A 12,320-nucleotide genomic window follows, 5' to 3' on the forward strand; every position below is an offset into this window, starting at 1 on the left:
GTTTTGATTGAACGTTCAATCAACAAAGAATAAGCTCTGCGACAAATGGTCGCTGCCTACAGGTATTTCCTACCCGAGGCCAACGACATCTGACACCTGGAAAACCCTTGAAACACCCGCTGTACCGCTACGGCGGGGGCCATGGATTTTCGGGGTGTCTTTATAACACCCGTCCGTCGACTGCCGAAAAATCGATGGCGCGGGATAACCGCTGCCTTGTGTTTCTCTCTCGCACTGCCTGGAGCATCTGCGCCATGAGTTCTGCCTCTCTTATAAAGACCCCGCCAGAAAAGGTGCGGGTCAACGGTTGGGTGTTCTACACCTCCACCGCATTGATTCTGTTGTTGACCGCCATCCTGATCATCGCCCCGCAAGAGGCCGGGCGCATGCTCGGCATCGCACAGGCGTGGCTGTCGAAAAGCTTCGGCTGGTACTACATGGTGGTCATCGCCGCCTACCTGGTGTTCGTGGTGGGCCTGGCGTTTTCCTCCTACGGCAAGCTGAAACTAGGCAGCAAGGACGACACCCCGGACTTCAGCTACGGCGCCTGGGCCGGCATGTTGTTTTCGTCGGGCATCGGCATTTCGTTGCTGTACTTCGGTGCATCGGAACCGTTGGACCACTACTTCAACCCGCCTGAAGGCGCAGCGGCCAGCAACGGTGCGGCACGCCAGGCGTTGCAGCTGACCTTCCTGCACTGGGGCCTGCATGGCTGGGCGATCTATGCGTTGGTCGGCCTGGCCGTGGCGTACTTCGCGTATCGCCATAACCAGCCGCTGGCGCTGCGTTCGGCGCTGTACCCGCTGGTGGGCGAACGGTGGGTCAAGGGTGCGGCCGGGCATGCCGTGGACGGTTTCGGCATGTTCGTGACCCTGCTGGGCCTGGTGACCAACCTGGGCATCGGCTCGATGCAGGTGTCGTCCGGGCTGGAAAACCTGTTCGGCATGGCGCACAGCAACACGAACCTGTTGATCGTCATCGTCGTGATGAGCACCGTGGCGACCATTGCTGCCGTGTCGGGCGTGGAGAACGGCATTCGTCGCCTGTCCAACCTCAACATCGTGCTGTTCAGCGGCCTGCTGATCTTTGTGCTGTTGTTCGGCCCGACCCTGCACTTGCTCAACGGCCTGGTGCAGAACACCGGTGACTACCTCAACGGCATCATCCTGAAAACCTTCGACCTGTATGTGTACGAAGGCGACGCCGACAAGACCGAGCGCTGGATGGGCCTGTGGACCCTGTTCTATTGGGCCTGGTGGATTTCCTGGGCGCCTTTCGTGGGCATGTTCATCGCGCGTATTTCCCGGGGCCGCACGGTGCGTGAACTGGTCGCCGGCGTGCTGTTGATCCCGCTGGGCTTTACCTTGGCGTGGCTGTCGATCTTCGGCAACTCGGCACTGGACCTGGTGCTCAACCACGGTGCGGTAGAGTTGGGCAAGACGGCGCTGGAACAACCGTCCATGGCCATCTACCAACTGCTGGAGCATTACCCCGCGTCGAAAATCGTGATTGGCGTGTCGATCTTTGTAGGCTTTGTGCTGTTTTTGACCCCGGCGGACTCCGGCGCGGTGATGATGGCGAACCTTTCCTGCAAGGGTGGCAACGTGGATGAGGATGCGCCGCACTGGCTGCGGATCTTCTGGTCGGCGGTGATCACCCTGGTGACGATCGGCCTGCTGTTTGCGGGTAACTTCGAAGCCATGCAAACCATGGTGGTGCTGGCGGGGCTGCCGTTCTCGGTGGTGCTGATCTTCTTTATGTTCGGTTTGCACAAGGCGATGCGCCAGGACGTGGCGACGGAGCTGGAGCAGGCGCAGTTGGCCGAGCGTGGTCGTCGTGGTTTCAGCGAGCGCCTGAGCGCGTTGGACCTGCAACCGAGCCAGGCCACCGTGCAACGCTTTATGGACAAGCATGTAACGCCGGCGTTGGAAGAAGCCGCGACGGTGTTGCGCGAGCAGGGGCTGGAAGTGCAGACCCTGTTGGGCAAATCCAAGCGCTGCATTGGCGTGCGCATCGAGAGGGAAGAGGGGAATCCGTTTGTCTACGAAGTCAGCCTGGATGGCTACTCGACGGCGTCGGACGACCTGCCCGAGGAAGAGCGCACCCGTTACTACCGTGCTGAGGTGTACCTGCATAACGGGCCTCAGGAGTACGACCTGATGGGCTTCGCCCAGGAACAGATCACCCGGGACGTGCTCGATCAGTTTGAAAGCCATCGGCAGCTCCTTGGCCGTGTCTATAGCTGATAGTTGAACGCCTGGCAGTGTCCTCACTGACGCTGCTGGGTCTAAATGTGTAAACAGAGCTAAATGTGGGAGGGGGCTTGCCCCCGATAGCAGTGGATCAGTAATAAATGTACTGACTGACATACTGCAATCGGGGGCAAGCCCCCTCCCACATTGACCCGGCTTCTACATTGGGATTTGCAGTGTTTGTTAGCCCAGGTTCTTGCCTAGCAAGGCGTGGTACAGCTCACTGTCGCCCAAGATCCCCACCACCTGGTTGTTGTCATGCAACACCAGCTTGTTCCCCGTCTGATAACGAATCTGCAGCGCATCGCGCATGCCGATATTCGAATCCACCAGCGTCGGCAACCGCCCCAGGCCTTCCACCGCTTGCCCGGGTGCCCAGTTCTGCAGGTTCATCACTGCGCCATTCTGGCGGGCGCCCTTGATGGTGTTGCCTTCGGCCAGGTCCAGCCACGAGTCGCCGCCCGGATCGAGACACACCGAACCGTTGACGCGCTTGCAGTTGTCCAGGGTGCGCATCAGGCTGCGCCCGCACAGTACGTTCAGCGGGTTGGTGTGGGCGACGAAGGTGCGCACATAGTCATCCGCCGGGTTCAGCACGATCTCTTCCGGCACGCTGTACTGGATGATCTTGCCGTCTTTCATGATCGCGATACGGCTGCCGAGCTTGAGGGCTTCGTCGAGGTCGTGGCTGACGAACACAATGGTCTTGCTCAGCTTGCTTTGCAGTTCCAGCAGTTCGTCCTGCAGGCCCTGGCGGATCAGCGGGTCGAGGGCCGAGAAGGGTTCATCCATCAGCAGGATATCGGCGTCCATCGCCAGCGCGCGGGCCAGGCCGACGCGTTGCTGCATGCCGCCGGACAGTTCGTCGGGCTTCTTGTTGCGCCACTGGGTCAGGCCCACCAGTTCGAGTTTCTCGTCCACCAGCTTGCGCCGGTCTTTCTCCGGGCGGCCCTGCATTTCCAGGCCGAAGCTGATGTTCTCGCGCACCGTCAGCCAGGGCATCAGGGCGAACTTCTGGAACACCATGGCGATGCGCTTGGTGCGCATCATTTTCAGCTCCGCCGGGGTGCAGGAAGCGATGTCGATCTGGCGCCCTTCATGCTCCACGAACAGCTGGCCACGGCTGACCGTATTGAGGCCGTTGATGCAGCGCAGCAGGCTCGATTTGCCGGAACCGGACAGGCCCATCAGCACGCAGATTTCACCTTTCTCGACATCCAGGCTGGCTTTTTCTACGCCGACAATCTGCCCGGTTTTTTTCAGGATCTCGTTACGGCTCATGCCCTGGTCCAGCAGCTTGAGCGCTTCGCGTGGGTCTTTGGAGAAGATCACATCGACATTGTCGAATCGGATAATGCTCATGCATCACCCCCTACTTTGGCGTCGGGTTGTTTGCAGATGCGGTCGAGCATGATGGCCAGCAATACGATCGCCAGGCCGGCTTCAAAGCCCAGGGCGATATCGGCGGTGTTCAGCGCGTTGACCACCGGCTTGCCGAGGCCATCGGCACCCACCAGGGCGGCGATCACCACCATCGACAACGACAGCATGATGCATTGGGTAATGCCGGCAGCGATGCTCGGCATGGCGTGGGGCAGTTCAATGCGCGAGAGCAACTGACGGCGCGAGCAGCCAAAGGCCTTGCCGGCGTCCATCAACTCTTGCGGTACATCGCGGATACCCAGGTAGGTCAGGCGGATCGGCGCGGCAATCGCGAACACCACCGTGGAAATCAGCCCGGGCACCACACCCAGCCCGAAGAGGGTCAGGGTAGGGATGAGGTAGACGAAGGTCGGTACGGTCTGCATCAGATCGAGCACCGGCCGCATCAGGGTGTAGAACATCGGCTTGTGCGCGGCAACAATGCCCAGCGGCACTCCGATGACCACGCAGACCAGGGTGGCGAACAACACCTGCGCGAGGGTTTCCATGGTTTCCTGCCAGTACCCAAGGTTCAGGATCAGCAGGAAGGAGGCGACGACAAAAACCGTCAGGCCCCATTTACGTTGAATAAAGTGAGCCAGCAGCGCAATCAGACCGATCAATGCCAGCGGATTGAACCAGGTCAGCGCGAACGTCACGCCGTGGATCATCGTTTCCAGTGTCGATGCGATTGCGTCGAAATAGTTGGCACCGTGTTTGGTCAACCATTCGACGAAGGCAGCGATGTACTGGCCTAGTGGGATTTTCTGTTCAGTCAGCATGGTAGTGAATGTCCACATGCGAAGGGGAAAACATCCCGGGGCAGCGCACCGCCCCGGGGTCAGCGGTTACTTGTCGAGGTAAGCTTTGACGGCCTCCAGGCCGGGTTTGCCATCAACCGTGGTCACGCCGGCCAGCCAGGTGTCGAGCACCTGAGGGTTCTTCTTCAGCCAGGCCTTGGCCGCGGCGTCGGGCTTCATTTTGTCGTCCAGGACATTCCCCATCAGGGTGCTTTCCATGTTCAGCGTGAACACCAGGTTTTTCAGCAGTTGGCCGACGTTGCTGCATTCCTGGGTGTAGCCCTTGCGGGTGTTGGTATAGATGGTGGCCTGGCCGTAGTTGGGGCCGAACGAGTCGTCACCGCCGGTCAGGTACTTCATCTTGAAGCGGGTGTTCATCGGGTGCGGTTCCCAGCCGAGGAACACGATGGCCTGGTCGCGCTTGGTGGCGCGTTCCACCTGGGAGAGCATGCCGGCTTCGCTGGATTCGACCACTTTGAAGCCCGCGGTTTTCAGGCCGAAGGCGTCTTTGTCGATCAGCGTCTGGATGGTGCGGTTGCCGTCGTTACCTGGTTCGATACCGTAGATCTTGCCGCCCAGCTCATCCTTGAATTTGGCGATATCGGCGAAGTCTTTCAGGCCTTTGTTGTACAACGCCTCGGGGACGGCCAGGGTGTACTTGGCGTTTTCCAGGTTGGCGCGCACGGTTTCCACGGTGCCGGCATCACGGTACGGCTTGATGTCGTTTTCCATGGTCGGCATCCAGTTGCCGAGGAAGATGTCCATGTTCTTGCCGTCTGCCAGTGACTTGTAGGTCACCGGTACCGAAATCATCGTGGTGCGTGGCTTGTAGCCCAGGCCCTTGAGAATTTCGCTGGTGGTCGCAGTCGTGACGGTGATGTCGGTCCAGCCGACATCGGAGAAGTTGACGGTCTTACACTGTTCCGGTTCTGCAGCGTGTGCCATGACTGGCAGACTCAGCATGGCGGCCAACAACAACGAGGGTGAACCTTTCATCGGGGTAGACTCCTGTGTCTTTTCTGGCGGCATTCGCCGCGCTTTATTAGGTGTTGCGGTTGGGGCGTGCGACGACAGCTCTGGCACGGTGCCTTGCAAACGAGTCGAGACTGATCATGTACCAGTGAAAATCTGACGCCTACAGGGGGCGTCGTATCCAGTACAGGGAGGGTCGTATCCAGTGTCGGTGACGTCGCTTACAGGTTTTTCCCAAGTCAAAACTGCTGTTTTTGCCCATCTGCACCGCTAAAAACGGCCAAAACAGGCGATCGCACGGGAGCGACGCTGGTGAGCATGAGTGCGTCGGTGTGAGACGCCGTGAGGGCAGGTAAAAGCTTGATGATGCCGCCATCTGGGCGATCTGAGCGTAGCACCTCGTTCAAGCCTGGCCGTGCTTATCGAGGAGTTCTACCGCAATGGCTATCAGTGTTTTCGACCTGTTCAAGATCGGCATCGGGCCTTCGAGTTCTCACACCGTCGGCCCCATGCGCGCCGCGGCGTTGTTCGTCCAGGCTTTGCGTGAGCGTGAACTGTTGGAACAGGTCCGACGCGTCGAAGTTCAGCTCTACGGCTCCTTGTCGGCTACCGGCATCGGTCACGGCAGTGATACCGCGACCATCATGGGCCTGATGGGCGAGTGGCCAGACGCGATCGATCCGGCGCAAATCGGCCTGCGCATTCACACCCTGCGCGAGACCGATACCTTGCTGCTGGACGGACGTTTGCCCGTGCCGTTCGTATGGGCCCGGGACATGCGCCTGCTCGACGAAAACCTGCCGTTCCATCCCAATGCCATGACCCTGGTGGTGTTCGGCGATGACGGCGAGCTGCACCGCGACACTTACTATTCAGTGGGGGGCGGTTTTGTGGTGGATGAAGCCCAGGCCCGCAGCGGTGTGGCCGATATGGACAGCACCGCCTTGCCCTATGATTTTTCCAGCGCGGTGGAGCTGTTGCAGCTGTGCAAGACCCACAACCTGCGCGTCGCCGAGCTGATGATGGCCAATGAAAAGGTCTGGCGCTCCGAGGACGAAATCCGCAGCGGCCTGATGAAGCTCTGGCGCGCCATGCAAGAGTGTGTCGAGCAGGGCCTCAAGCACGAAGGCATCCTGCCCGGCGGCCTCAACGTGCGTCGCCGTGCCGCCAAGTTGCACCGTAGCTTGCAGGAATTGAACAAGCCCAATGTGATCGGCTCGACCTTGAGCGCGATGGAGTGGGTCAACCTGTTCGCCCTGGCGGTCAACGAAGAAAACGCCGCCGGTGGACGCATGGTCACCGCCCCCACCAACGGCGCGGCGGGGATCATTCCGGCTGTGTTGCATTACTTCATGAAATTCAGCGACGAAGTCACCGAAGCCAACGTGGTCGACTACCTGCTCAGCGCCGCGGCGGTGGGGATCCTGTGCAAGAAGAATGCATCGATCTCCGGTGCTGAAGTCGGCTGCCAGGGCGAGGTGGGCTCAGCCTGCGCCATGGCCGCCGCCGGGCTGGCAGAGGTTCTTGGCGCCACGCCGGAGCAATTGTGCAACGCCGCCGAAATCGGCCTGGAACATAACCTTGGCCTGACCTGCGACCCGGTGGGCGGCCTGGTGCAAGTGCCGTGCATCGAACGCAACGCGATTGCGGCGGTGAAGGCGATCAACGCGGCACAGATGGCCCTGCGCGGCGACGGCCAGCACTTCATCTCCCTGGATCGGGTGATCCGCACCATGCGCGATACCGGGGCGGATATGCATGACAAGTACAAGGAAACATCGCGGGGTGGGTTGGCGGTGAGTGCGGTGGAGTGCTGAGACCGCGTTGCCTGCATCGGGGGCAAGTCGAATCGTCGCACCGTCCCTCCCACATGTTGAATTGTGAATACCTTCAAATGTGGGAGGGGGCTTGCCCCCGATGGCTGTAATCCAGGCAATGCTGCTCAAAAAGTGAACACTCCAACCTAAATCGCCACCTTTTAGCGCGTCGCAAACAGATAAGTAGCTCGCGAACGATTTCCCCTCCGACCACCCGTCACCTGTGCGTGCGGTGACAGACTTTTCCTACGCCCTGAAAGCGCCTTCCCACAAGTGCTACCGAACTGCTCACAGCCCTTGAGTAGGCTCGCTCCTACGACCAATTCGGGTCGTATTCCGCACTTCCTGCGTGGGCTTATATAGACGCGTCATGAGGTCGTTTTCAGGAGTTATTGAATAGCCATTCAATTTTAGGCATGGCATTTGCTCTATCAATTCAAAGCGTCGCTCTGCATCGCAGACGCGCGCAATAACAAGAGCCTCGCCTGAGGCCATCACCCGCTTTGTGTGAGGAGATACCGCCATGACGTCGTTCAACTCCGGGACTCAACCCCAGAACCGTGCGCCTCAATCCATCGGCTTTTTGCTGCTGGACAATTTCACGCTGATTTCCCTGGCTTCGGCAGTGGAACCACTGCGCATGGCCAACCAGTTGTCCGGTCGCGAGTTGTATCGCTGGACGACCCTGAGTGTCGACGGGAACCAGGTGTGGGCCAGCGACGGCCTGCAAATCACCCCCGATGCCTCCATGCACAAAGCCCCGGCCCTGGACACTGTGATTGTGTGCGGCGGCGTGGGCATCCAGCGTACCGTCACTCGTGAACACGTGTCGTGGCTGCAAAGCCAGGCGCGTCAGTCCCGTCGCCTTGGCGCGGTGTGCACCGGCAGTTGGGCCTTGGCCTGCGCCGGCTTGCTCGACGGGTTCGATTGCAGCGTGCACTGGGAGTGCCTGGCGTCGATGCAGGAAGCCTTCCCCCGCGTGTCGATGAGCACCCGCCTGTTCACCCTCGATCGCAACCGTTTCACCAGCTCCGGCGGCACCGCGCCGCTGGACATGATGCTGCACCTGATCAGCCGCGACCATGGCCGTGAACTGTCGGCGGCGATCTCCGAGATGTTCGTGTACGAGCGCATCCGCAACGAGCAGGATCACCAGCGCGTGCCGCTCAAGCACATGCTTGGCACCAACCAGCCGAAGTTGCAGGAAATCGTGGCGCTGATGGAAGCCAACCTCGAAGAGCCGATCGACCTGGATGAGCTGGCGGTGTACGTCGCCGTGTCGCGGCGCCAGTTGGAGCGGCTGTTCCAGAAATACCTGCACTGCTCGCCGTCGCGCTACTACCTCAAGCTGCGCCTGATTCGCGCCCGGCAGTTGCTCAAGCAAACGCCGATGTCGATCATCGAAGTGGCGTCGGTGTGCGGGTTCGTGTCCACGCCGCACTTCTCCAAGTGCTACCGCGAATACTTCGGCATTCCGCCACGGGATGAGCGCGTAGGCTCCAACACCACCCAGCAGGTGGCGATGATGCCGATTCCGCAGGCGTTGGTGTTGTCACCGTTGTCGGGGCCGATGTCGGCGTTGAGCCAGGCGCGCAACGAGTCGACATTCGCCAGCGTACGGCTCTAACTGTAGGAGCGAGCTTGCTCGCGAAAAAAGCAAGAGCGCCGCGGGGCACCTGGTGCCCCGCGTCATTGTTGGCGATCTTCGCGAGCAAGCTCGCTCCTACAGGGAGGGTGGCTGTCAGGCGCCAGCGTTCTGCTTGAACTGCACCAACGCCGGCAACAACTGCTTGTCGATCGCCTGGCGCACCGCCGGCAGAATCGTCGCACTGCCGGTGTACATCTGCTCAACCATACCCTTGAGCGCCTTGGCCCGTGCTTCGCTCAAACCGCGTACCGCGCATTCGCACGCCTGTTCGGCGCTGGCACCGCTGGATACCTCGAAACCCAGCGAGCGCAGTTGGCTCAGCAGGTCATCCTGGTCAATCAAATCCGCATGCATCATGACGTTTATCCTGGTGAAGGGAGCGGGGGATTGATCTGGATTCTGGTAGGCCCCCGGCTGGTCGGCAAGGGCAGAATGCACGAATGGCTCAGATGGCTATGAGCGTGTCGTTTTCGGGTCATTTACCCACCCAAGGAATAGGCACACTGGCTACCAGCAAGCAGCTTGAAGGTTTGGTCACCCTCGGGATGTACGGCTCACACAAAGCGCTCTGCCCCGATCCCGTCACGGCTGGATCGGGGCTTTTTTTTGCCTGGGGTTTTTGCGCTGCCGCGCCGCGATCTACCGCTGCAACACCAGGATCCTCGAGAGCAACTCGTCGCGATCGATGTAGCACCCCTGAAAGTGCCGCGCCCCGGATGTTGGATCAAACGCATTACGCGCATGCAACGTACGGCGGTTATCGAAGCACCACAGCTCGCCCGGGTTCAGGCGCTTGACCAGCCGAAAGCGCGCCTCGCGCGTCATCGCGATAAACCGCCGATAAGCCCGATACAGCAACGGCATCTGCGCCACCGACGTTTCGAACGGCCCGCGCAAAAAGTTGGCCATGCGAATCTCCACCACCTCGCCCAACGCGTCCAGGGCAATGATCGGCGCAAGGCGGCGATAGTCGCTGTGACGGTCTTTGTTGCGAAACTCCACGGGTATTTCACACAAGGCGCGAAACGCTTCGGGATCTTCCTCGCGCAGGGCATTGGCGATGGCAAACCCATCGACAAAAAGACTCTCGCCACCGTCCGCATCGTTCACCAGGCAGTGCAAGAATTGCAGCCCCGGTTGCAGCTCCCGGGTCGGCAGATCGCTGTGCAACGGCAGGTTGAAAGCGGTGTAGGCATTGCTGTCGGCATCGGCCTTGGATTGCACGTTGAACAGCACACCAAAATTGCTCTCGCGGATAAACGAAATGCGCTTGGCGATCAGTGCCAGGGAACCCGGTTCGGTGGGCACGCCACGGACTTGGGTAAGGCCCTGGTCGCGCAGTGCCAGTAGCCATTGCAGCAGGGCCTTGGGGTCTTCCATCACGGCGGTATAGTCAAACACCGGGAGATCGAAGGTGCTGTCCCACAACTGGGGTTGGGGCTTTGCCGCCCTGCGTTCGGCGCGGGATTCATCGTCATAGGCATGGGCGCGCAGCCAGCCGGGATCGTATTGGCTGCGATGGCCGCCACGCCATTCCACGCTGAGAACACCGTGCTCGATCCGCGCACCGATGGCGCTGAGGTCGTCATCCACGTCGACAATTTCCAGCACCTGCTCACGCGTCACGCTGTACACGCATTGTGCGCACGGGCAGTTGTCCCGCAGCCACTGATGATGAAACGGGCTGACCCGGCCATCGGCCCAGCGTACGCGAATCTGATCTTCCAACACCTGCGCCTCGGCGAGGTCGCAGCGCTTCGGGTAAGTACGGAAATCGGCAACAGCGGCGGCGGTTTGCATGATGGCTCCTTATTTTTTTGGTGGCAGTCCAATCACTCGGCCGAGGAGGGCGGGCCTTGGCAGATCGGCGTGCTCAGCGCTGATCGCAACGAGTTTTTCCAGCGTCGCCTCGGCAAACGGCGCCGAATGCGGGCCTGCCAGGTCAACGTGCAGCAGCATCTGTTCGTTGCCGGCCAGTTCTTTCTCGTCGCCCACTAAATGCAGGCTGTGATAAAGGTGCAGGCGCTTGGCGTCGTGGGCGATCAGTTGCGTATGCACCTCCACCGCGGCGCCGAGTTTCACTTCGTGCAGGTAGTTCAGGTGCAGTTCCAGGGTGAACAGCGAATGGCCGGTGGCTTCGCGGTTGTCGCTGGTAAGGCCCAGCGTATCCATCAGCGCGTCGGTGGCGTAGCTGAAGATCAGCAGGTAGAACGCGTCGCGCAGGTGGCCGTTGTAGTCGACCCAGGCGGGTTGGATTTTGGTGGCGTAGGTGGTCAGTGCAGGCATCACATGAATTCCGGCTATGTACGCGGTCAGGAATGTGGGAGGTGGCTTGCCCCCTCCCACAGGGTTATTCGGCGAAGGTCATGCCGTGTTTTTCCTTGGTCGCCTTCACCGCTTCGAGCACCGCCAACAGGCAATCGTCACGATAGCGTTCCAGCGCCGAAATGCTGTGTTTGCCCAATTGGTCGCTGGTGCCCTCGACCACGTCGTCGATCAGCTTGTCGGTCAGCTCCGGTGCTGGCAGGTAGGTCCACGGCAACTGCAACGCCGGACCGAACTGCGCCATGAAGTGCCGCATGCCCGCATCACCGCCTGCCAGGGTATAGGTGAGGAAGGTGCCCATGAACGACCAGCGCAACCCGGCGCCAAAGCGAATGGCGTCGTCGATTTCGCCGGTGGTCGCCACGCCGTCATTGACCAGGTGCAGCGCCTCGCGCCACAGCGCTTCGAGCAAGCGGTCGGCGATAAAACCGGGGACTTCCTTGCGCACATGCAGCGGGCGCATACCGAGGGCTTCATACACCTTGATCGCGGCCTGGATCGCTTCCGGCGCGGTGTGCTTGCCGCCCACCACTTCCACCAGCGGCAACAGATAGACCGGGTTGAAAGGGTGGCCGACGACACAGCGTTCCGGGTGAGTCGAACCCTCGTAGAACTCGCTCGGCAACAGCCCGGAGGTACTCGAGCCGATCAGTGCATTGGGCTTGGCCGCTGCGCTGATCTTGCTGTGCAATTGCAGTTTCAGCTCCAGGCGTTCCGGGGCGCTTTCCTGGATGAAGTCGGCGTCTTTCACGCATTCTTCAATGGTGGCCACAAAGCGCAGGCGGTCTTGCGATGCGCCGGGTGCGAGGCCCTGTTTTTCCAGGGCGCCCCAGGCATTGGCGACGCGTTTGCGCAGCGCCGCTTCGGCACCCGGCGCGGGGTCCCAGGCGACCACATCGAGGCCATGCGCCAGGGCGCGGGACACCCAGCCGCTGCCGATGACACCGCTGCCGAGGGCGGCGAAGGTTTTGATTTCTGTAATAAAGCGCATGGCAAATTCCTAAAGCGTTCAGTGATCCCTTGTGGGAGGGGGCTTGCCCCCGATTACGGTGTGTCAGCCAATAGATCCTTCAACTGACACACC

General features: G+C 60.6%; 10 protein-coding genes and 1 pseudogene. 3 read left to right on the forward strand and 8 right to left on the reverse strand.

All coding sequences use genetic code 11. From position 1 onward, the window contains the following. The first annotated feature begins 311 nt into the window (after nucleotides 1-311). Nucleotides 312-2,246, forward strand: a complete 1,935-nt coding sequence (locus A7317_RS26355; protein ID WP_237141800.1) for a BCCT family transporter — start codon at nucleotides 312-314, stop codon at nucleotides 2,244-2,246. A 189-nt stretch (nucleotides 2,247-2,435) separates the two neighbouring features. Here the strand turns inward: A7317_RS26355 and choV are convergent, their stop codons facing one another. The 3 genes from choV to A7317_RS26370 all read right to left on the reverse strand — a co-directional run bounded on the left by choV (nucleotide 2,436) and on the right by A7317_RS26370 (nucleotide 5,470). Continuing rightward, nucleotides 2,436-3,614: a choline ABC transporter ATP-binding protein gene (choV, locus tag A7317_RS26360; protein WP_024077825.1), complete on the reverse strand. Its 1,179-nt coding sequence runs from the start codon at nucleotides 3,612-3,614 to the stop codon at nucleotides 2,436-2,438. Continuing rightward, nucleotides 3,611-4,456, reverse strand: coding sequence for a choline ABC transporter permease subunit (choW, locus tag A7317_RS26365; protein WP_041161040.1), 846 nt, complete (start codon nucleotides 4,454-4,456; stop codon nucleotides 3,611-3,613). The genes choV and choW overlap by 4 nt, the downstream gene beginning before the upstream one ends. A 66-nt stretch (nucleotides 4,457-4,522) precedes the next feature. Beyond that, a complete protein-coding gene (locus A7317_RS26370; protein ID WP_024077823.1) occupies nucleotides 4,523-5,470 on the reverse strand; it encodes a choline ABC transporter substrate-binding protein in 948 nt (315 codons plus the stop codon). A gap of 416 nt (nucleotides 5,471-5,886) precedes the next feature. Between A7317_RS26370 and A7317_RS26375 the strand changes: the two genes are divergently transcribed. Both A7317_RS26375 and A7317_RS26380 read left to right on the forward strand, forming a co-directional pair. Next, nucleotides 5,887-7,263 (forward strand): L-serine ammonia-lyase, encoded by a 1,377-nt coding sequence (locus tag A7317_RS26375; protein ID WP_024077822.1) that lies wholly within the window; start codon nucleotides 5,887-5,889, stop codon nucleotides 7,261-7,263. A 523-nt stretch (nucleotides 7,264-7,786) separates the two neighbouring features. After that, nucleotides 7,787-8,890: a GlxA family transcriptional regulator gene (locus A7317_RS26380; RefSeq protein ID WP_024077821.1), complete on the forward strand. Its 1,104-nt coding sequence runs from the start codon at nucleotides 7,787-7,789 to the stop codon at nucleotides 8,888-8,890. Here A7317_RS26380 and A7317_RS31260 read toward each other — a convergent pair. The 5 genes and pseudogenes from A7317_RS31260 to A7317_RS26400 form a co-directional block, all read right to left on the reverse strand. Beyond that, a pseudogene (locus A7317_RS31260) lies at nucleotides 8,880-9,008 on the reverse strand (outer membrane lipoprotein carrier protein LolA); the annotation flags it as partial. The gene A7317_RS26380 and the pseudogene A7317_RS31260 sit on opposite strands and share 11 nt — an antisense overlap. Next, entirely contained in the window at nucleotides 9,005-9,268 is a 264-nt protein-coding gene (locus tag A7317_RS26385; protein ID WP_024077820.1) for a hypothetical protein, read from the reverse strand. The pseudogene A7317_RS31260 and the gene A7317_RS26385, both read right to left, overlap by 4 nt. Nucleotides 9,269-9,550: 282 nt before the next feature. Then, complete coding sequence (locus A7317_RS26390; protein WP_024077819.1) at nucleotides 9,551-10,711, reverse strand: gamma-butyrobetaine dioxygenase; 1,161 nt, start codon at nucleotides 10,709-10,711, stop codon at nucleotides 9,551-9,553. Nucleotides 10,712-10,720: 9 nt separating this feature from the next. After that, a complete protein-coding gene (locus tag A7317_RS26395; protein ID WP_024077818.1) occupies nucleotides 10,721-11,197 on the reverse strand; it encodes a thioesterase family protein in 477 nt (158 codons plus the stop codon). 64 nt (nucleotides 11,198-11,261) lie between these two features. Beyond that, entirely contained in the window at nucleotides 11,262-12,227 is a 966-nt protein-coding gene (locus A7317_RS26400; RefSeq protein ID WP_069077111.1) for an L-carnitine dehydrogenase, read from the reverse strand. Nucleotides 12,228-12,320 lie beyond the last annotated feature (93 nt).

It is taken from the genome of Pseudomonas fluorescens, assembly GCF_001708445.1.
In the GTDB taxonomy this organism is placed as follows: Bacteria; Pseudomonadota; Gammaproteobacteria; order Pseudomonadales; family Pseudomonadaceae; genus Aquipseudomonas; species Aquipseudomonas gorinensis.

What these genes read in the sequence shown, in the direction of transcription:
- choV (WP_024077825.1), bottom strand. Translation starts at nt 3,614, where the DNA reads ATGAGCATTATCCGATTCGACAATGTCGATGTGATCTTCTCCAAAGAC.
- choW (WP_041161040.1), bottom strand. Translation starts at nt 4,456, where the DNA reads ATGCTGACTGAACAGAAAATCCCACTAGGCCAGTACATCGCTGCCTTC.
- A7317_RS26370 (WP_024077823.1), bottom strand. Translation starts at nt 5,470, where the DNA reads ATGAAAGGTTCACCCTCGTTGTTGTTGGCCGCCATGCTGAGTCTGCCA.
- A7317_RS26375 (WP_024077822.1), top strand. Translation starts at nt 5,887, where the DNA reads ATGGCTATCAGTGTTTTCGACCTGTTCAAGATCGGCATCGGGCCTTCG.
- A7317_RS26380 (WP_024077821.1), top strand. Translation starts at nt 7,787, where the DNA reads ATGACGTCGTTCAACTCCGGGACTCAACCCCAGAACCGTGCGCCTCAA.
- A7317_RS26385 (WP_024077820.1), bottom strand. Translation starts at nt 9,268, where the DNA reads ATGATGCATGCGGATTTGATTGACCAGGATGACCTGCTGAGCCAACTG.
- A7317_RS26390 (WP_024077819.1), bottom strand. Translation starts at nt 10,711, where the DNA reads ATGCAAACCGCCGCCGCTGTTGCCGATTTCCGTACTTACCCGAAGCGC.
- A7317_RS26395 (WP_024077818.1), bottom strand. Translation starts at nt 11,197, where the DNA reads ATGCCTGCACTGACCACCTACGCCACCAAAATCCAACCCGCCTGGGTC.
- A7317_RS26400 (WP_069077111.1), bottom strand. Translation starts at nt 12,227, where the DNA reads ATGCGCTTTATTACAGAAATCAAAACCTTCGCCGCCCTCGGCAGCGGT.